Annotated in this window: 13 protein-coding genes; 3 read left to right on the top strand and 10 right to left on the bottom strand. The window is 71.4% G+C overall.

Translation table 11 applies throughout. The features are described 5' to 3' along the window. The first annotated feature begins 275 nt into the window (after positions 1-275). On the top strand, positions 276-3215 hold the full coding sequence (locus C6Y14_RS39545; protein WP_107021758.1) for a glycoside hydrolase family 3 C-terminal domain-containing protein: 2940 nt from the start codon (positions 276-278) through the stop codon (positions 3213-3215). Between the two features lie 113 nt (positions 3216-3328). Here the strand turns inward: C6Y14_RS39545 and rpmF are convergent, their stop codons facing one another. The 4 genes from rpmF to C6Y14_RS39565 all read right to left on the bottom strand — a co-directional run bounded on the left by rpmF (position 3329) and on the right by C6Y14_RS39565 (position 9550). Continuing rightward, positions 3329-3499 (bottom strand): 50S ribosomal protein L32, encoded by a 171-nt coding sequence (gene rpmF, locus C6Y14_RS39550; protein WP_107021759.1) that lies wholly within the window; start codon positions 3497-3499, stop codon positions 3329-3331. A 57-nt stretch (positions 3500-3556) separates the two neighbouring features. Then, positions 3557-5002 (bottom strand): aldehyde dehydrogenase family protein, encoded by a 1446-nt coding sequence (locus C6Y14_RS39555; RefSeq protein ID WP_107021760.1) that lies wholly within the window; start codon positions 5000-5002, stop codon positions 3557-3559. A 417-nt stretch (positions 5003-5419) separates the two neighbouring features. Continuing rightward, positions 5420-7147 carry a PucR family transcriptional regulator gene (locus C6Y14_RS39560; RefSeq protein ID WP_107021761.1) on the bottom strand — a complete coding sequence of 576 codons (1728 nt, stop codon included), beginning with the start codon at positions 7145-7147 and terminating at the stop codon, positions 5420-5422. A 261-nt stretch (positions 7148-7408) separates the two neighbouring features. Then, a complete protein-coding gene (locus C6Y14_RS39565; RefSeq protein WP_107021762.1) occupies positions 7409-9550 on the bottom strand; it encodes an ATP-binding protein in 2142 nt (713 codons plus the stop codon). 266 nt (positions 9551-9816) lie between these two features. On the opposite strand from C6Y14_RS39565, the gene gabT reads away from it, so the two are divergent. Both gabT and C6Y14_RS39580 read left to right on the top strand, forming a co-directional pair. After that, the gene (gene gabT, locus C6Y14_RS39570; protein ID WP_107021763.1) at positions 9817-11151 is read left to right on the top strand and encodes a 4-aminobutyrate--2-oxoglutarate transaminase; all 1335 of its coding nucleotides are present in this window, start codon (positions 9817-9819) and stop codon (positions 11149-11151) included. Positions 11152-11761: 610 nt separating this feature from the next. Then, positions 11762-12481 carry a phosphatase PAP2 family protein gene (locus C6Y14_RS39580; RefSeq protein ID WP_107021765.1) on the top strand — a complete coding sequence of 240 codons (720 nt, stop codon included), beginning with the start codon at positions 11762-11764 and terminating at the stop codon, positions 12479-12481. Here the strand turns inward: C6Y14_RS39580 and C6Y14_RS39585 are convergent. From C6Y14_RS39585 to C6Y14_RS39610, 6 genes are all read right to left on the bottom strand, one after another. Next, positions 12469-14208 (bottom strand): chitinase, encoded by a 1740-nt coding sequence (locus tag C6Y14_RS39585; RefSeq protein WP_199855028.1) that lies wholly within the window; start codon positions 14206-14208, stop codon positions 12469-12471. The genes C6Y14_RS39580 and C6Y14_RS39585 overlap by 13 nt on opposite strands. Before the next feature lie 284 nt (positions 14209-14492). After that, complete coding sequence (locus tag C6Y14_RS39590; RefSeq protein WP_107021767.1) at positions 14493-14978, bottom strand: hypothetical protein; 486 nt, start codon at positions 14976-14978, stop codon at positions 14493-14495. 112 nt (positions 14979-15090) lie between these two features. Next, positions 15091-16518, bottom strand: a complete 1428-nt coding sequence (locus tag C6Y14_RS39595; RefSeq protein WP_107021768.1) for an NAD(P)/FAD-dependent oxidoreductase — start codon at positions 16516-16518, stop codon at positions 15091-15093. Between the two features lie 29 nt (positions 16519-16547). Further along, on the bottom strand, positions 16548-17348 hold the full coding sequence (locus C6Y14_RS39600; RefSeq protein WP_107021769.1) for an ABC transporter permease: 801 nt from the start codon (positions 17346-17348) through the stop codon (positions 16548-16550). Further along, positions 17349-18278: an ABC transporter permease gene (locus C6Y14_RS39605; protein ID WP_107021770.1), complete on the bottom strand. Its 930-nt coding sequence runs from the start codon at positions 18276-18278 to the stop codon at positions 17349-17351. Next, positions 18278-19399 carry an ABC transporter ATP-binding protein gene (locus tag C6Y14_RS39610; RefSeq protein WP_107021825.1) on the bottom strand — a complete coding sequence of 374 codons (1122 nt, stop codon included), beginning with the start codon at positions 19397-19399 and terminating at the stop codon, positions 18278-18280. The genes C6Y14_RS39605 and C6Y14_RS39610 overlap by 1 nt, the downstream gene beginning before the upstream one ends. Between the last annotated feature and the right edge of the window lie 63 nt (positions 19400-19462).

A 19462-nucleotide genomic window follows, 5' to 3' on the forward strand; every position in this document is an offset into this window, starting at 1 on the left:
ACCTTCGATAGTCGAAGCGCTTCGATGTTGCTGCGAGGTTAAGTGAACACCTGGGGGTGCACAAGAGCCGATTCAAACATTCCTCGGAGGTGTGACGAGGGGGAGAGAGGTCTGTACCTGTCGCTTTCGCCCCATGGGGCGGCGGCGGACGGCAAGGGGGATTCGGAGTTGTTGCGTCAGGGTGTCTTGACACCCGACCACTCGTCGAATCAGCATCGAAGCGCTTCGAAAGCTCGCCACCGGCCCCTCCCCGTCCTCCACAAAGGGATCCTCGCGTGACTGCACAAACGCCGCCTTTCCGCGACTCGCAGCTGCCGTTCGCGAAGCGCATCGACGATCTTCTGTCGCGGCTCACCCTCGACGAACGGGTGGCGATGCTGCACCAGTTCGGGCCCGCGGTTCAGCGCCTGGGCATCGCCGCGTTCCGCACCGGCCAGGAGGCCCTGCACGGGGTCGCCTGGATGGGCCCCGCGACCGTGTTCCCGCAGGCGGTCGGCCTGGGCGCGACCTGGAACGAGGAACTGGTGCGCCGGATCGGCGAGGCGGTCTCCACCGAGGTCCGCGCGATGCGTTCGCGGGACGACCGCGTCGGCCTCAACATCTGGGCACCCACGGTGAATCTGCTGCGCCACCCCCTGTGGGGCCGCAACGAGGAGGGGTACTCGGAGGATCCGAAACTGACCTCGGCGATCGCCACCGCGTACACGCGCGGTCTGCGCGGCGACCATCCCGCCTACTGGCGCACGGCCCCGGTCCTCAAGCACTGGCTCGCGCACAACAACGAGACTGACCGGGCCACCGCGTCGAGTTCGGTACGCCCCCGTGTACTGCACGAGTACGATCTGCGGGCCTTCCGCGAGACCGTCGAGGCGGGCGCGGTGGCCGGGGTGATGCCCGCGTACAACCTGGTCAACGGCCGCCCCAACCATGTGTCGCCGTACCTGGCGGAGCAGTTGCGCGCCTGGACCGACCAGGACCTGCTGGTCTGCTCGGACGCGGGCGCGCCCTCGAACCTGGTCGACTCCGAGCACTACTTCGACACGCACGAGGAGGCGACCGCCGCGGCGCTGCTCGCCGGCGTCGACAGCTTCACGGACCACGGCACGGACAACGCGCAGATCGTGGCGCGGGTCCAGGAGGCCCTGCGACAGGGCCTGTTGGCCGAGACCGACATCGACGCTGCGGTCCGCCGCCAGCTGTCGGTCCGCTTCCGGCTGGGCGAGTTCGACCCGCTGCTGGACCCGTACGCGGACACCAAGGACTTCGACACCCCCGCGCACCGGGCCCTCGCCCGGGAGGCGGCGGAACAGGCGATCGTCCTGCTCAAGAACGACGGCGGTTTGCTTCCCCTCATCCAGGAGGGCATTCCGGGCGGGGAGGGCACCACGACCGGGGAAGGCACCCCGACCGGGGAGGGCATCCCGGGCGGGGTGGGCCCGCGCATCGCGGTGGTCGGGCTCCTTGCCGACGAGTGCAAGCTCGACTGGTACAGCGGCACCCTCATCCACCGGTCCACACCCCTGGAGGGCCTGTACGACCGCTTCGGCGCCGACCGTGTGGACTTCGCCGAGGGCGTGGACCGCGTACGCCTGAAGACCTCCGACGGCAGTTATCTGAGCGTGCCGCGGGCGGACGACGCGGGTGAGGAGGTCCGCGGGGCAGGGGGCGCGCTGGACCCGGCCCTTCTCGCGGGCCGCACCGATCTGCCGCCGCTCACCAGCGACGACGTGGGCACCGAGCTGGCGCTGATCGACTGGGGCGGGGGCGTCCTGACGTTCCGCGCCCCCGACGGCCGGTATCTCTCGGTCGCCGAGGACGGTTTCGTCCGCGCCTCGGCGGACCAGCCGGGCGGCTGGGTCGTGCAGGAGACGTTCCGGCTGGAACCCCGGGGCTCCCAGGAGGGCGGGCACGGGAACGGGCACCTCCTCCAGCACGTCGGCACGGGTCGCTACGTCTCTGTGACCGCCGACGGCGTAAAGGTTGCCGACGAGAATCCGGCGGTCCTGGAACTGGAGCTCACCGCGCGCGGCGAGGACGCGGTGGCGCACGCGGCGGCCTCCGCCGACGTCGTCCTCGTGGTCGCGGGCAACGACCCGCACATCAACGGGCGTGAGACGGAGGACCGCACCACCCTCGCCCTCCCGGCCCACCAGCAACGGCTGCTCGACGCGGCACGGGCCGCGAACCCGCGTACAGCGCTGATCCTCACGTCCTCGTACCCCTACGCGATCGACACCACGAGCCTCCCCGCCGTCCTCTGGACGGCCCACGGCGGCCAGGCGGCCGGCACCGCGCTGGCCAGCGTGCTGGCGGGGGACGTCTCCCCGGCGGGCCGGCTGCCCCAGACCTGGTACGCCTCGGACGCCGAGCTGCCCGGCCTCCTCGACTACGACGTGATCGGCGGCCGCCAGACGTATCTGTACTTCGAGGGCACCCCGCTCTTCCCGTTCGGCCACGGCCTGTCGTACGCGTCCTTCGCGTACGCGGACCTGGCGGCGCGGGTCGACGAGGAGTCCGCGCGGGTCACCTTCACCGTCACCAACACCGGTGACACGGCGGCCGACGAGGTGGCCCAGCTCTACGGCCGTCCCGTGTCACCCTCCGTGCCACGCCCCCGCCGTGAACTGCTGGCGCACCGCCGCGTCCACCTTCCCGCGGGCACCACCACGGAACTGGCCTTCGAACTCCCGCTCTCCGCGCTGGAGTTCTGGGACGTCGCACACGGCACCCGGCGGCTGGAACCCGGCGGATACGAACTCCTCGCGGGCGCGTCCGCCGAGGACATCCGCCTGAGCGCCACGATCGACCCGGCCGGTACGCCTCCCGCCCCCCGCCCGGTCCTCGAACGCGGCCTGCGCTCGGCCGACTTCGACGAGCAGCGAGGCGCGGAGATCGTCGACCGTACGAAACTGTCGGGCGACGCGGTGACCCCGGCCGGCCCGGACCCGGCCGGCCCCGACTCGGCCGAACTGGTCTACCGGGCCTGCGACTTCGGGCCGGCCGCCCGGTCCGTCACGGTCGAGGTGGCTGGCGAGGGAACCCTCGAACTGGCCCTGGACGACGGCCCGGCGATCGCCCACCTGGACATCGCGCCCACGACGGGCCCGTACGCCTACACGTCCGTCACCAGCCCGTTCGCCGCATCCGGAGTCCACGACCTGCGCATCGAGCTGCGCGGCCCACTGCGGCTCGCGCACGTCGGCTTCTCCGGCTGAGGGCCCGGAGATCACCGACGGCACGAGAGAGGGCCCGGCACCGGCAGGCAGCGGTGCCGGGCCCTTTCGCCCGAAGGGCGAGTCAGCCCGAGGGGCTCACCCTTCGGACCGGCTCACCCTTCGGGCTGGATGAGTCCGCGCTCGTAGGCACGGATCAGGCGGCGGGGCACGGCGTACTCACGCCCGTCGAGGTGGAAGGGGACGAGGTCGGGCGTCGCCGCCTTCCACTGGGACCTGCGGTGCCGGGTATTGGAACGGGACATCTTGCGCTTCGGGACGGCCATGCCCGCCACATTACATGAAAATGATTGTCACTAGCCATAGGGTCCCGAGGCCTGGCTTCAAAGGGCGAGCCCCGTGAGGACGAGGACGCGCTCGTAGGTGTAGTCGTCCATGGCGAACCGCACACCCTCGCGCCCGACACCGGACTCCTTGACCCCGCCGTACGGCATCTGGTCGGCGCGGTAGGAGGGCACGTCGCCGATCACCACACCGCCCACCTCCAGCGCCCGGTGGGCCCGGAAGGCGGCCTGCAGGTCGTGGGTGAACACCCCTGCCTGGAGCCCGTACTTGGACGAGTTGACCGCAGCGAAGGCGGCGGCCTCCCCGTCCACCCTCTGCACGGTCAGGACGGGCCCGAAGACCTCCTCGCAGGAGATCGTCACGTCGGCCGGTACGCCCGCCAGCACGGTCGGCGCGTACGAGGCGCCGTCGCGCTTGCCGCCGGCGAGCAGTTCGGCACCGGCCGCGACAGCCTCGTCGACCCACGACTCGACCCGCTTGGCGGCATCCTCGCTGACCAGCGGGCCGACATCGGTCGTGTCGTCGGACGGGTCACCGGTCACCTGGGCCTCGACCGCGGCGACGATCCGGGGCAGCAGCCGGTCGTACACCGACGCGTCCGCGATGACGCGCTGCACCGAGATGCAGGACTGGCCGCCCTGGTAGTTGCTGAAGGTCGCGATGCGGGTGGCGGCCAGGTCGAGGTCCTGGTCGCTCGCCCAGTCGGCGAGCACGACGGCCGCGCCGTTGCCACCCAGCTCCAGGGTGAGGTGCTTGCGCGGTACGGAGTCCATGATCGCGTAACCGACCTTGTCGGACCCGGTGAAGGAGATGACGGGCAGCCGGTCGTCCTGCACCAGCGCGGGCATCTTGTCGTTGGCGACCGGCAGCACGGACCAGGAGCCGGCCGGGAGGTCCGTCTCGGCCAGCAGCTCGCCGATGACCAGACCGCTGAGCGGAGTCGCGGGGGCCGGCTTCAGGATGATGGGCGCGCCCGCAGCGATGGCCGGGGCGATCTTGTGGGCGCACAGGTTGAGCGGGAAGTTGAAGGGGGCGATGCCGAGCACGACGCCCTTCGGGAAGCGCCGGGTGAGCGCGAGCCGGCCCTGGCCGCCCGCGTCGGTGTCCAGCCGCTGGGCCTCGCCGCCGTTGAACCGGCGGGCCTCCTCGGCGGCGAACCGGAACACGGACACGGCCCGGCCGACCTCGCCGCGGGCCCACTTGAGCGGCTTGCCGTTCTCGGCGGAGATGAGCCGGGCGATCTCCTCGGTCCGCTCCACCAGCCGCTTGCTCACGTGGTCCAGGGCGGCGGCCCGTACGTGGGCGGGGGTGGCGGCGAACTCGTCGCGCACGGCGTGGGCGGCGGCGACGGCCTCCTCGACCTGCGCGTCGCTGGGCACACCGACCCTGCCGACGAGGCGCCCGTCCCAGGGCGAGGTGACGTCGAAGGTGGCCTCACCGGTGGCCTGACGCCCGGCAAGCCAGAAGGCATGGGTGGAAGTCATGAGGTCCCCGCCCCTTCCAAAAGTAGGTCAACTGCAAGACGCCTCCACGGTAGGCCCGCCGCGGCCGGGACCCACTTGTCCACGAAGGAGCACTGTGCATGCACATGGCTCCACTTCGTCATGCGGGGGGGGCCACCCACCTTGGGGCGCGGGGAACTGCGCGCCCAGCCCCCACAGTCCCGCAGGCAAAAGATTGCGCCGTTCCCCGCGCCCCTGGGTGGGCGGGGGCTCGGGAAGTTCACCGGCCGGAGGCCCGTGGGGGCTGGGCGCGCCGTTCCCCGCGCCCCTGGGTGGGTGGGGGTTCGGGGAGTTTGTCGGCCGCGGGCCTGTGGAGTCTTTTGGGGGCGCGGGGAACTGCGCAAAAAGCCCCCGCCCCCACCCACCCGCACCGACCGACCAAGCCCGGCCGAGGCCGGCCTACTCCCCCGCTGAAGCAGTCGCAGACACCGTCGCAGACGCCGTCGCCTTCAACGCCAACCACAGCTCCATCCGCACATCCGGATCGTCCAAGGACCGCCCAAGGATCTCCTCGACCCGCCGCATCCGGTAGCGCAACGTATGCCGATGCACCCCCAGATCCGCCGCGGCCGCATCCCACTGCCCGTGCCGCGACAACCACGCCCGCAGCGAGGCGACCAGATCCCCCCGCCCGGTCGCGTCGTGCTCGTGCAGCGCCCGCAGCAACCCGTCCGCGAACGCCCGCACCGCGTCGTCCGCGAGCAACGGCACCACGGATCCCGTAGCCACCTCTTCGTGCTCGACCAGCACCCGCCCCCGCCGCCGCGCGACGGACAGCGCCTGCTCGGCCTGCTTGTAGGCGGCCCCGGCGGCGACCGGCCCGGCGGGCGCGGACACCCCCACGACCAGCTCGTCCTCGTCGGTCCCCTGCTCGGAACCGCTCCGCGCGATACCGACGGTGTGCGCGTACCGCGTACAGGCGGTGACCACCGCGCCCCCGTCCGCGGCGAGCACCACGAGCCGCCGCTCCCCGTCGGGCACGACCAGCACGGCCTCCCCGGACCGGGCCGCCGCGGCCTCCGCGACCTCGACGAACCCGCCCACCAGATCGCCCCCGGCCTCGGCGAGCACGACCGAGGCCGCCTCGACACCGGCCGCGTCGACCTCGTCGGAGTCGGCGTCGGCACCGCCCCTGGCGCGCGCCCGCCCTGCGGACGCCGACGCGGCCTCGGCGAGCATCATCCGGTAGGGCGCGTCGAGCAGCCCGCCGTACAGGTCCCCGGCCACCCCGCGGGCGTGGTCGGACTGCCCGGCCAGCAGCATGCGCAGCACGGCGGCGCCGATCCGCTGCTCGGCGGCGTACAGCGAGCGGGACCGTTCCGTGACGAGGGTCAGCAGGGCGATCGCGGAGTGCACGGCATACCGCTCGGCCGTGCCCAGCGCGGACGCGGTCCCGACGGCGAGCGCGCCACGGGAGCGGCGCCCGGTCCCCAGCGAGTGCAGCTCGATCCGGTCCTCGCCGTCCGTGTCGTCCGTGCCGTCCGCGGGTTCCCCGCCGACGACTGAGCTGGCCGGCGCGGGGCGGTCGCGCAGCCGTTCCACGTCCTCGGTGATCCGGGCGGCCCTGCGGCCGGCCCACTCCGGTGCGGTGGCGACGACGGCACCGGAGGCGTCGTACAGCGCGGCCCAGCCGTCGACCTGCGAGGCGAGCGCGGACAGCAGCCCTTCGGGCCCGTCGCTCAGCGCCTGTCTGGTGAGTTCGCGCTGGGCGGCGAACCCCGCGGTCACCGCCCGGTACTGGTCGGCGGCGATGGCCGCGGAGACGGCCTTGCTGATGGCGAGGAAGGGGGTGCGCCGGGGGACCTCCAGGAGCGGCAGGCCCTCTTCGGCCGCCGCCTCCGCCAGTGCCTCGGGGATCTTCTCGTAGTGGACGCCGACGGCGAAGCCGAGCCCGGCCACCCCGGCCCCGACCAGCCGCTTCACATACCGGCGCATGGCGTCGGCGTCCTCGGCGTCCAGCTTGAGCGCCGTGATGAGGAGGAGTTCCCCGCCCTCCATGTAGGGCACGGGGTCGGTGAGCTCGCTGGCGTGCACCCAGCGCACGGGGGTGTCCAGCCGTTCCCTGCCCGCGCGCACGGTGAGCTTGAGCGCCGAGTGGTGGACGAGCGAGGCGAGCGTGGGTGGCATGGGACCTTCAGGTCTTCACGGGTTCTTCTGCGGTCACGGAGATTCTTCGACGATCACTGAGCTTCTTCGACGATCACTGACGAAGTGGTGACGAGGTGATCTTTTGGCCGCCGTGTATGAACGGCCTCTGCCGATTCTGCCTCACCGTACGGTCGACCCGTGACCATATGTCCAGACGTCCTGCCGGATGCGTCCGCGCACACCCCTCAGGAGCCCCACACTCCCCTTGCGTACCGCCGCTCGGGCTCGCGAGTTCCGCGCTCAGGCTCCCGGGTTCCGCAGGTCCACCAGGAGCGGGGGCGCGTGCTCCCCGCGCACGCTGGTGAGCGAGAGCACCGCGTGCCCCGGCGGCACGGCGTGCGCGAGTTCGGACGCCGACCACCGTTCCCGTTCGACCTGGCGCACGGTCACGGCGCGGGCGGTGGGCGCGTTCCCCGTGATCACCCGGCGCAGCATGTGGACGGCCTTCCCGGCCGGTGTCTCCGCGATGATCTGCCGGTCGGTGACGTCGCGTGCCTCGATCCACTCCTTGCCCCAGACCTCCGCGAAGTCCTGCCCGTCCCAGGGGGTGAGCCCGGACAGCGCCACCCGGCAGCCGATCGCGCCGAGCAGCGGCGAGCGCAGCGGGCGGGGCGCGTCGTCGAGCGTGCGCAGGGTCATCACGACCCCGGCGTTGGCGGACCGCAGCCGCTGGATGCCCCGTACGGCCTCGGGGGTGACGACCCCGGTGGCGTCGTCGAGCACCAGGCAGGCGAACAGGGACCGGTCCTCGCGGACCGCGACACTGGCCGCGAACTGGGCGAGCACGAGCCGCGACAGGATCCGTGACGCGTCCGCGTGCCCACGCTGGGGCAGGTCGATCCGTACGCGTACGGGATGGTCGAGCGCGCGCAGCGAGAAGGGCCGCGTCTGCCCTGAGGTGTCGAAGAAGCCGGCGAAGGCGGGCCGGTCCAGCAGCGCCACCCGGTCCGCGAGCACGGAGCCCACATCGCCGGCCTGCCCCACCTGCCGCTCCCGGGCGTCGAGTTCCCGCAGCAGCGACTCCTGGCCGCCCTCGGTGAGCGCCTTGCGGAGCGCGCCGAGGGGGCCGGGCGCGCCGTCGAGGAGCTGCCGCAGTTCGGGCACGGAGGGGAAGCGTCCGTGGACGGCCCGGTACGGGCCGAGCAGCTGGGCGAGGACGGTGGTGGAGCGCCGGCTGTCCCCGCTGGGGTGCGGGTCGGCGAGATCTCCGACGAGCGCCTCGGCGAGCACGGCCGCGGCCTCGTCCGGGTCGGTGGTGCCGCCGTACAGATCGAGGTCGTACACGGACTCGGGGTTGCCGACCCGCACCACGACGTCGTACGCGTCCACGGGTCCGAGGCCCGCGCCCGCGGCTCCGACGACGACCACGGCCGCCCGCCCGGCGAGCGCGTGCAAGCACAGCGACTCGACGAGCGGCCAGACGACACCGCCGGTCTTCCCGGACCCGGCGGGCCCGACGGCGAGGAGCGAGGTCCCCAGCAGCTCGGGCCCGATCGCCATTCCGGTGCCGCGGTATGCGTACGGGTTGCGCGCGTCGTCGGCCGTCGTGCCGAGGCGCACCTGTCCCGTGACGAGGTCGTGCTGCGCGAGCCGGCCCGGCAGGTCCCGCTCGCCGGAGGGGTGCAGACAGGCGGCGGCGCCCTCCCGCAGCACGGCGCCGGTGAAGGTGGCGAGGCTGTGGCGTCCGCTGCGCACGCCCTGCCAGGCGCGGGTGATCCTGGCGTGGTCGACGTCACGCATCAGCCCGGCCCGCGCGTCGGACCCGAGCCGGTCGGCGGCATCGGCGGCTCCGGCGGCGCGCAGGGCGTTCCACTGGGCGGGGTCTTCTTCGGGAGCGGGTGCTGTGGGGCTTTGCGGGGGCGAGGCCATGCGGCGCAGCACGGGAACGATGTAGCGGCGCCACACCTCGGACCATCGACCGAGGCGCCCGGCTCCCATCATGATCCCGAAAAGGACCAGTCCGTAGTAGATCCTCGACGCGATGTCCCCCTTCACCGCATCACCATGGTTCTGGGGGATCTTCCACTCCTCCGGAGTGACGGCGTAGTAGGGCCACAACCAGTACTGGCCCAGGTAGCGGTTCGAGATGAGCGACCAGATCAGCCACCCCACGAGGAAGGCGACGACTGCGCCGGTCAGCAGCTGCCGGGCCGGCGTCTCCTCCGGTTCCACCTCGGGTCGCGGTTGGTGCCCGAAACGCCACACGCCCGGTGCCGCCTCGGGCCGGGGCGTGCGCAGCCAGCTGAGGAAGGCGGATCCGTCCGGCCGCGGTGGTCCGCCGGGGGCCTGCGTGGGCCGCGGCGGTACCCGGGGCGGTCCGGCCGGCCGCGGCACACGATCGGCGTGTGTGCCCCGTGCGTCGTGCGTGCCGTCGCTGTCCATCGCCTCTGCCACCCCTGACCAGCCGCTCCGTACGTGGTTGCGAGTCAATCTAACGCCCTCACAAGGGGAGTTCACCGCTTACCCGGCCGGGTGTGCGACGCGACGCACCCCCGCCCCCTTGGACGTTCCCCGGCCGCGCCATGTCCAACACGGACAAGCGGCTTCTCCGACACCGCCCAGATGGAGCATGCCCACCCCCCGCACCCGGCCCTAGCCTGCGAGGAAGGAAACCCGTCAGCCCGTCGCACGACCCCAGGGAGCCCCTCATGAGCGCAGTTCCGCAGGAGCGCCGCATCGTCACCGCCATTCCCGGCCCTAAGTCGCAGGAGCTGCAGGCGCGCCGCACCGCCGCGGTCGCGGCCGGTGTGGGGTCCGTGCTGCCCGTCTTCACCGCGCGTGCCGGCGGCGGCATCCTGGAGGACGTCGACGGGAACCGGCTCATCGACTTCGGTTCCGGTATCGCCGTGACGTCCGTCGGCGCCTCCGCCGAGGCCGTCGTACGCCGGGCCGCCGCCCAGCTCCAGGACTTCACCCACACCTGTTTCATGGTCACGCCGTACGAGGGCTACGTGGCCGTCGCCGAAGCGCTCGCCGAGCTGACGCCCGGGGACCACGCCAAGAAGAGCGCCCTGTTCAACAGCGGCGCCGAGGCCGTCGAGAACGCCGTCAAGATCGCGCGCGCCTACACCAAGCGGCAGGCGGTCGTCGTCTTCGACCACGGCTACCACGGGCGCACCAACCTCACGATGGCGCTGACCGCGAAGAACATGCCGTACAAGCACGGCTTCGGGCCGTTCGCGCCCGAGGTGTACCGCGTGCCGGTGGCGTACGGCTACCGCTGGCCGACCGGCCCGGACAACGCGGGCGCGGAGGCCGCCGCGCAGGCCATCGACGAGATCACCAAGCAGGTCGGTCCGGACAACGTGGCCGCGATCATCATCGAGCCCGTACTCGGCGAGGGCGGCTTCATCGAGCCCGCCAAGGGCTTCCTGCCGGCCCTGAGCAAGTTCGCGACCGACAACGGCATCGTCTTCGTCGCCGACGAGATCCAGTCCGGGTTCTGCCGTACCGGCCAGTGGTTCGCGTGCGAGGACGAGGGGATCGTCCCGGACCTGATCACCACCGCCAAGGGCATCGCGGGCGGTCTGCCGCTCGCCGCCGTGACGGGCCGCGCCGAGATCATGGACGCCGCGCACGCGGGCGGCCTGGGCGGCACCTACGGGGGTAACCCGGTGGCCTGCGCCGGCGCGCTCGGCTCCATCGAGACGATGAAGGAGCTCGACCTCAACGCGAAGGCCAAGAACATCGAAGCCGTCATGAAGGCCCGGCTGGGGGCGATGGCCGAGAAGTTCGACATCATCGGCGATGTCCGCGGGCGGGGCGCGATGATCGCGATCGAGCTGGTCAAGGACCGTACGACGAAGGAGCCGAACGCGGAGGCGACCGCCGCGCTCGCCAAGGCCTGCCACCAGGAGGGCCTGCTGGTCCTTACCTGTGGCACCTACGGGAACGTGCTGCGGTTCCTGCCGCCGCTGGTCATCGGCGAGGACCTGCTGACCGAAGGGCTGGACATCATCGAGCAAGCTTTCGCCCGCATCTGAGCGAGGCCCGTCTCATCGGTTTGCCGCCTCGGGCTTGCGTCCTGTCGCAGGAGCGGGGCGTGTGAAGAAGGTGTGCGAGGTGCATGGCGGGAACGGGATCCATCTGTCGGACGCCCATTTGCTGTCGTAGGTTCTACGCAGATGAGAGATGCACCCCGCCCACAGGGGACTGTGGGCGGCATCAGGACGGGGCCTCCCCAGCTTCGCCCTGGTCGTGCCTTCGCGCACACAACCGGAGCCTTGTGTTCCGGGTCTCCTCACCGATCGGACAGTCGCTCGCCCCAAACCCCCCGGGGCGCGCGACAACCCGGTCAGAACCACCGAAGGGCTTGCACCTACCCCCCCTGGTGCAAGCCTTTCGGCGTGTCCGGGGCCTGTTCTCGGACCCGAGCCCGGTGGCCTGGCCCGCGCCACGGGACGGCGTCCGCCGGGGGGTGTGCGTTCGACTGCGGGTCCGTCGTGGCTGAGCGCGCCGTTCCCCGCGCCCCTGACGGGGCCGGACCGGGGTGGGGTCGCTGATTTGCCGTCCGCGGGTCTCGTCGTGGCTGGGCGCGCCGTTCCCCGCGCCCCTGGCGGGGCGCCGCCTCGTGCTGCTGGCACGCTGTACCGCATGATCAGCGACCCCGAGAGCGGCAGTCGATGTGGAGGCTCATCGGATGCGGGGCGCCGCGCCCGGATCCTCGCCCCGCTCGTCCTCCTCTTCCTCTTCGGCTTCCTCACCTGGCAGGTGTCCGTCGACGGGGCCGTGCGGCGCGGCGACGAGCGGGTCGCGCGGGCCGTCGAGGGGAGCCGGCTGCCGACGGGTGCCGCCGAGTTCCTCGCGGATCTCGGCAACATCGCGGTCGCCGTCCCGGTCCTGGCCGCGGTCGCCGCGTACGTCGCCTGGCGGGCCCGGCGCGCGGCCCTCCCCCGCTGGTGGCTGCCCCCGCTCGCGGCCCTGGTCACCATGGCCGCCGTACCGCTCCTGGTCGTCCCCCTGAAGGAGGCCGTCGGCCGCACCGGTCCGCCCGGTATGGCGGGCGACGGCTACTACCCCTCGGGCCACACCGCCACGGCCGCCGTCGCCTACGGAGCCGCCGTCCTCCTCCTGCTGCCCTGGCTCCGCAACCGCTACCTGCGCCGCGAACTCACCATCGCCTGCCTGGTCCTGGTGGCAGCCGCCAGCTTCGGCCTGGTCCGGCGCGGCTACCACTGGCCGCTGGACGTGGTGGGGAGCTGGTTCCTGAGCGCCGTGCTGCTGCTGGGACTCGCGACGTTCCTGAACAGTGTCAATCTCAGCGCCTGTACCTGTACCTGTACCAGCAGCAGCACCGCCGCTCAGCCGAAGTAGCCGTCGAAGTTCTTCGAGAACTCCCAGCCTCCGAAGCGGTCCCAGTTGATCGACCACGTCATCAGGCCGCGCAGGGCGGGCCAGGTGCCGTGGGTCGCGTACGAGCCGCAGTTCGTCTTCTTCGTCAGGCAGTCGAGGGCCTTGTTGGTCTCGGACGACGGTACGTGGCCGTTGCCCGCGTTCGTCGTGGCCGGCATGCCGATGGCCACCTGGTCGGGGCGCAGCGGCGGGAAGACGTTGGCCGCGTCGCCCGCCACCGGGAAGCCGGTGAGGAGCATGTCGGTCATGGCGATGTGGAAGTCGGCACCGCCCATGGAGTGGTACTGGTTGTCGAGGCCCATGATCGGGCCGGAGTTGTAGTCCTGGACGTGCAGGAGCGTCAGGTCGTCGCGCAGGGCGTGGATGACGGGGAGATACGCGCCGGCGCGCGGGTCCTGGCCGCCCCACTTGCCCGTTCCGTAGTACTGGTAGCCGAGCTGCACGAAGAACGTCTCCGGGGCCATCGTCAGGACGAAGTCGTCGCCGTACTTGGCCTTGAGGGTCTTGAGCGCCGATATGAGGTTCACGATCACCGGGGTCTTCGGGTTCTTGAAGTCGGTGTCGTCGGCGTTCAGGGAGAGTGAGTGCCCCTCGAAGTCGATGTCGAGGCCGTCGAGCCCGTACGTGTCGATGATCTTCGAGACCGAGGAGACGAACGTGTCGCGGGCCGCCGTGGTGGTCAGCTGCACCTGGCCGTTCTGGCCGCCGATCGAGATGAGGACCTTTTTGCCCGCGGCCTGCTTCGCCTTGATCGCCGCCTTGAACTCGGCGTCGGACTCGACCCCCGGGCACTCGGCCGCCGGGCAGCGGTCGAAGCGGATGTCGCCCGAGGTCACCGAGGTCGGTTCGCCGAAGGCCAGGTCGATGACGTCCCAGCTGTCCGGGACGTCGGCCATCCGCGTGTAGCCGGAGCCGTTGGCGAAGCTCGCGTGGAGGTAGCCGACCAGGGCGTGGGCGGGCAGGTCCACGGGGTCGCCGCCGCCCGGGCCCGCCGCGGTGGTCGCCGTGACGACCGGGGACTTCGCGGACTCTCCGGCGGCGTTCACGGCGGTGACCTGGAAGGAGTACGCCGTGGAGGGGGTGAGGCCGGTGACGGTGGTCGATGTCCCGGTGGGCGTCTGGACCTTCGTCCCGTTGCGGTAGACCGCGTAGCCCGTCGCGCCCGGCACCGCGGGCCAGGACAGGCCGACCCCGGTGGAGGTGACCGTGCCGACCGTGGGGGCGGTGGGCGCGGCCGGTGGCTGCACCGCGTCGCCGCCGGGGCCGACCAGGGAGATGTCGTCGGCGTGGTAGGCGCCGGTGCCGTACCAGCCGTGCGTGTAGATCGTGACCTGGGTGGTGTTGGGGCCGGTGCGGAAGGTCGTGGCGAGCCGCTGCCAGTCCGGCGCGGACTGGGTCCACGCGGAGACGTCGGTGGTGCCGGTACCGCCGGCGCCGAGGTAGACGTAGGAGCCGCGGACGTGTCCGGCGAGCGTGTACTGGGAGTCGGGCTTGACCGTGACGGTCTGCGCGCACTGCGCGTTGTCGCTGCCGGCCGGGGTCGCCCGGAGCGCGGAGGCGCCGCTGCGGACGGGCGAGTTGACGACGGAGCCGGCCGTGCAGCTCCAGCCGTCGAGGCCCGCTTCGAATCCGCCGTTGCGGGCCAGGTCCGCGTCGGCCGCACGGGCGGCCGACGAGAGCGCGGTCATACCGGGTACGGCCAGGACGGTGGCCGTACAGACGGCGAGGACGGATCTGCGGGCCGATCTGCGAACAGGTCCGGGAACAGGTCTGGCGCGATCCACGACTGCCTCCTGGCGTGGGGGAGATGGAGGGTGGAGCGCGCTCAATTTGGTCCAGACCAATCAGGTTGTCAAGACCTCCGACAGCTATCCGTCGCCGCGGTCATCCGTCGCCGTCACCCGTCGTCGAACCCGTCGCGATCGCCTGTTGCCGGACCCGCCGCGGCCGCCTGTCGCCGGAGCCGTCGCGCTCACCCCGCACCGAAGCCGTCCCGGTCACCGGATCCGCCGCGCTCCTCGGTCGCCAGCCCCGCCGCCGCCTCGTGCATGGCCAGTTCCAGCAGCGCCGGGTCGGTGAGGGTGCCGGAGCCGTCCGGGGGGATCAGCCAGCGGACCCCGCCGGTCGAACGCCCGGGATACGGGACGACGATCCACGTACCGCGCCCCGCCGTGCGCACCCCCGTGCCCAGCCAGCGCGCGGCCGTCCCCGGCGGGACGAAGAAACCCATGCGCGCGTCGCCGAAGTCGACGAGTACGGGACCGGGCTGGTCCAGCACGCGGGACAGCACGTCGAGCGTCGGATAGCCGAGCTGCCCCGGCAGGATGAGCACGTCCCAGACCTTGCCCGCCGGCAGCAGCGCGACCCCCATCGGGTTGCGCTCCCATTCGAAGCGGCAGGCATCGGGATCCGGTGCCACGGATGCCAGCCACTCGACCGCCGTCTTGGCCCCTGTCATGGCGGAACCTCCCTCTCTCGTGTCGACGCTGGTCGCGTCACAGGAGAGAGGGAGCTCCGGGCCTGGCATTACGCGGCTTTCGGCAAGCAACCGGGAAAGTCGCCCGTACGGGTCAGCTGTCGAAGCCCAGACCCACCCGGTCCATCGTCCGCAGCCACAGATTGCGCCGCCCGCCGTGGGCGTCCGCACGGGCGAGGGACCACTTGGTGAGCGCGATACCCGTCCACGCGAACGGCTCCGGCGGGAAGGGCAGCGGCTTCCTGCGGACCATCTCCAGCGCCGTACGCTCCGTGCGCTCCCCCGCCAGCAGGTCGAGCATCACGTCCGCGCCGAAGCGGGTCGCGCCGACCCCGAGGCCCGTGTAGCCGGCCGCGTAGGCGACCCGGCCCCCGTGCGCGGTGCCGAAGAAGGCCGAGAACCGGGAGCACGTGTCGATCGCGCCGCCCCAGGCGTGGGTGAAGCGGAGACCCTCCAGCTGCGGGAAGCAGGTGAAGAAGTGCCCGGCGAGCTTCGCGTACGTGTCCGGCCGGTCGTCGTACTCGGCGCGCACCCGGCCGCCGTACGGGTACACCGCGTCGTAGCCGCCCCACAGGATCCGGTTGTCGGCGGACAGCCGGAAGTAGTGGAACTGGTTCGCCGAGTCCCCGAGCCCCTGCCGGCCCTTCCAGCCGATCGAGTCGAGCTGTTCGGCGGTGAGCGGCTCGGTCATCAGCGCGTAGTCGTAGACCGGCACGGTGTACGGGCGCACGCGCTTGACCAGGTTCGGGAAGATGTTCGTGCCCAGCGCGACCCGGCGGGCGCGCACGCTCCCGTACGGCGTGCGTACGGCCATTCCCGCGCCGTACGTCTTCAGGGTGAGCGCGGGCGTGTTCTCGTACACGCGCACCCCCAGTTCGGCGCAGGCGCGCTTGAGGCCCCAGGCGAGTCTGGCGGGGTGCAGCATGGCGACGCCCCTGCGGTCGTGCAGACCGCCGAGGAAGGTCGGTGAGTTCACCTGCTCCCGTACGGCGTCGGCGTCCAGGTGCTCGACGCCGTCGGCGAGGCCCCGCTCCTTCAGCTCCTCGTGCCAGTCGCGCAGTTCGGCGGCCTGGTACGGCTCGGTCGCCACGTCGATCTCGCCGGTGCGCTCGAAGTCGCAGTCGAGGGAGTAGCGGGCGACGGTCGCCTCGATGCCGTCGAGGTTGCGGGCGCCCAGCTCCTCCAGTTTGTGGATCTCGTCGGGCCAGCGGGTCAGGCCGTTGGACAGGCCGTGGGTGAGGGAGGCGGCGCAGAATCCGCCGTTGCGGCCCGAGGCGGCCCAGCCCACCTCACGGCCCTCCAGCAGGACCACCTCGCGCCCGGGGTCGCGCTCCTTGGCGAGGAGCGCGGTCCACAGTCCGCTGTAGCCCCCGCCGACGACGAGCAGGTCGCAGGTCTCGGCGGCGGTGAGCGCGGGCTCGGGGCGGGGCTTGGCGGGGTCGTCCAGCCAGTACGAGAGCGGCTGGACGTCGGAGAGCGACTTCGCCCAGTTGTTGTTTCGGCTCATGGCGCTCGGGGCCATGATTTCAACTCCCAACGAATGTACTGCGGTTATGCCTTCTGGCGGTTTCGGCGGTTTCCGATGACCATTCCGGCCAGCACGAACAGTACGGCGATGAGGAACATGGCCGTACCGATGACATTGATCTGAACGGGTGTTCCGCGCTGTGCGGAACCCCAGACGAACATCGGGAACGTGACGGTCGAACCGGCGTTGAAATTGGTGATGATGAAATCGTCGAAGGAGAGCGCGAAGGCGAGCAGCGCTCCCGCGGCGATTCCGGGCGCGGCGATGGGCAGCGTCACGCGCAGGAAGGTCTGCAGGGGTCCCGCGTACAGGTCCTGTGCGGCCTGTTCCAGGCGCGGGTCCATCGACATCACGCGCGCCTTGACGGCGGTGACGACGAAGCTCAGGCAGAACATGATGTGGGCGATGAGGATCGTCCAGAAGCCCAGCTGGGCGCCCAGGTTGAGGAAGAGCGTGAGCAGCGAGGCGGCCATGACGACCTCGGGCATCGCCATCGGCAGGAAGATCAGCGAGTTCACGGCGCCGCGCGCGCGGAAGCGGTAGCGGACGAGCGCGAAGGCGATCATCGTGCCGAGGACGGTGGCGCCCAGGGTCGCCCAGCCGGCGATCTGCAGGCTCAGTGAGAGCGAGCCGCACAGGTCGGCGACCCCGCAGGGATCGGTCCAGGCGTCCGTGGAGAACTGCTGCCACTCGTAATTGAAGCGGCCCTTCGGATTGTTGAAGGAGAAGACGGTGACGACGATGTTGGGCAGCAGCAGATATCCGAGGGTCAGCAGACCCGCGATGACGACGAGACGGCTTCTGAACCAGCGCAAGAGGCCCATCTAAACCAGATCCTCCGTCCCGGACTTGCGGATGTAGAGCGTGACGATGGCCAGGATTCCCGCCATGAGAATGAAGGAGAGAGCCGCGGCCGTCGGATAGTCGAGAATGCGCAGGAACTGCGTCTGGATGACGTTTCCGACCATGCGGGTGTCGGTGGAGCCGAGCAGATCGGCGTTCACGTAGTCGCCGCTCGCCGGGATGAACGTGAGCAGCGTCCCGGAGACGACGCCGGGCATCGACAGCGGGAAGGTCACCTTGCGGAAGGTCGTGAAGGGCCGCGCGTACAGATCGCCCGCCGCCTCGTGCAGTCGCCCGTCGATCCGTTCGAGGGAGGTGTAGAGCGGCAGGATCATGAACGGCAGGAAGTTGTACGTGAGACCGCAGACCACCGCGAGCGGGGTGGCCAGGACGCGGTCGCCCGCGGTGATACCGAGCCAGCTGGTGACGTCCAGGACGTGGAGCGTGTTGAGGGCGCCGACGACCGGGCCGCTGTCCGCGAGGATCGTCTTCCAGGCGAGCGTGCGGATCAGGAAGCTGGTGAAGAAGGGCGCGATGACCAGGATCAGGATCAGGTTGCGCCAGCGGCCCGCGCGGAACGCGATCAGATACGCGAGCGGGTAGCCGAGCAGCAGGCACAGGATCGTGGCGGTGCCCGCGTAGGCGATGGAGCGCAGGAACTGCGGCCAGTAGTCGGCCACCGCGTCCCAGTAGGTCGCGAAGTGCCAGGTGACCTGGTACCCGTCCTCCAGGGAGCCCGTCTGCACGGACGTGGAGGCCTGGTAGACCATCGGCAGCGCGAAGAAGACGACCAGCCAGAGAAGGCCGGGAAGCAGCAGCCAGTACGGGGTGAGGCGGCCCCTCCTGCGAGGGGGGCGCTCCTTCGGCGCGGGGGTCGGCGCCAGGGGTGGCGCGTCGGTGACGGTCGTCATCAGGCCGCCGCCTCCTCGTCGGGCCCCACCGTTTCGATGCCCGCGTCGATGTCCTGGGCTGCGTCCAGGCCGAAGGTGTGCGCCGGGTTCCAGTGCAGGACCACCTCGGCGCCGCGGACGAGCCGGGGGTCGCGGTCGATGTTCTGGGCGTAGACCTCGAACTCCGGGCAGACCGGGCTGTCGATGACGTACTGCGTGGAGACGCCGATGAAACTGGAGTCGGCGATCGTGCCGGTGATGCGGTTGCGGCCCGCCGGGATCTCGCCCGCCTCGTCGGCGTGCGTGAGGGAGATCTTCTCGGGGCGGACCCCGACCAGGACCTTGCCGCCGGCCGTCGTGGGCGCCGAACATCGGGCCTCGGGCAGGACGAGCTTGCCGCCGCCCGCCCTGAGGACGATCTCGTCGCCGCTCCTGGCGTCCACCTCGGCCTCGATGAGGTTGGAGGTGCCGAGGAAGTTGGCGACGAACGTGGTGTTCGGGTTCTCGTAGAGATCGGCGGGCGAGCCGAGCTGCTCGACACGGCCCGCGTTCATCACGGCGACCGAGTCGGCCATCGTCATGGCCTCCTCCTGGTCGTGCGTGACGTGGACGAACGTGATGCCGACCTCGGTCTGGATGCGCTTCAGCTCCAGCTGCATCTGGCGGCGCAGCTTGAGGTCGAGGGCGCCGAGGGGCTCGTCGAGAAGGAGCACCTTCGGGGTGTTGATCAGCGCACGGGCCACGGCGACACGCTGCTGCTGGCCGCCGGAGAGCTGGTGCGGCTTCTTGCGGGCCTGCTCGCCGAGCTGTACGAGGTCGAGCATGTCGCCGACCTGCTTCTTCACCGACTTGATGCCGCGCCGGCGCAGACCGAAGGCGACGTTCTCGAAGATGTCGAGGTGCGGGAAGAGGGCGTACGACTGGAAGACGGTGTTCACGGGCCGCTTGTACGGGGGCAGGTTCGTCACGTCCTGCTCACCGAGGAAGACCGTTCCGGAGGAAGGTTCCTCCAGGCCGGCGATCATGCGCAGGGTGGTGGTCTTGCCGCAGCCCGACGCTCCGAGGAGGGCGAAGAACGAGCCCTGGGGCACGGTCAGATCGAGCGGCCGGACGGCGGTGAAGGAGCCGTAGGTCTTGCTGATGCCCGAGAGGCGGACGTCCCCGCCGGCCTCCGCGCCGCTCGTGGTGGTGCCCGTCGTGCTGCC

It is taken from the genome of Streptomyces dioscori (assembly GCF_003024195.1).
Classification (GTDB): Bacteria; Actinomycetota; Actinomycetes; order Streptomycetales; family Streptomycetaceae; genus Streptomyces; species Streptomyces dioscori.

Coding starts and splice junctions, on each gene's coding strand:
- rpmF (WP_107021759.1), bottom strand. CDS start 3,499: ATGGCCGTCCCGAAGCGCAAGATGTCCCGTTCCAATACCCGGCACCGC.
- C6Y14_RS39555 (WP_107021760.1), bottom strand. CDS start 5,002: ATGACTTCCACCCATGCCTTCTGGCTTGCCGGGCGTCAGGCCACCGGT.
- C6Y14_RS39560 (WP_107021761.1), bottom strand. CDS start 7,147: ATGCCACCCACGCTCGCCTCGCTCGTCCACCACTCGGCGCTCAAGCTC.
- C6Y14_RS39565 (WP_107021762.1), bottom strand. CDS start 9,550: ATGGACAGCGACGGCACGCACGACGCACGGGGCACACACGCCGATCGT.
- gabT (WP_107021763.1), top strand. CDS start 9,817: ATGAGCGCAGTTCCGCAGGAGCGCCGCATCGTCACCGCCATTCCCGGC.
- C6Y14_RS39580 (WP_107021765.1), top strand. CDS start 11,762: ATGATCAGCGACCCCGAGAGCGGCAGTCGATGTGGAGGCTCATCGGAT.
- C6Y14_RS39585 (WP_199855028.1), bottom strand. CDS start 14,208: ATGACCGCGCTCTCGTCGGCCGCCCGTGCGGCCGACGCGGACCTGGCC.
- C6Y14_RS39590 (WP_107021767.1), bottom strand. CDS start 14,978: ATGACAGGGGCCAAGACGGCGGTCGAGTGGCTGGCATCCGTGGCACCG.
- C6Y14_RS39595 (WP_107021768.1), bottom strand. CDS start 16,518: ATGGCCCCGAGCGCCATGAGCCGAAACAACAACTGGGCGAAGTCGCTC.
- C6Y14_RS39600 (WP_107021769.1), bottom strand. CDS start 17,348: ATGGGCCTCTTGCGCTGGTTCAGAAGCCGTCTCGTCGTCATCGCGGGT.
- C6Y14_RS39605 (WP_107021770.1), bottom strand. CDS start 18,278: ATGACGACCGTCACCGACGCGCCACCCCTGGCGCCGACCCCCGCGCCG.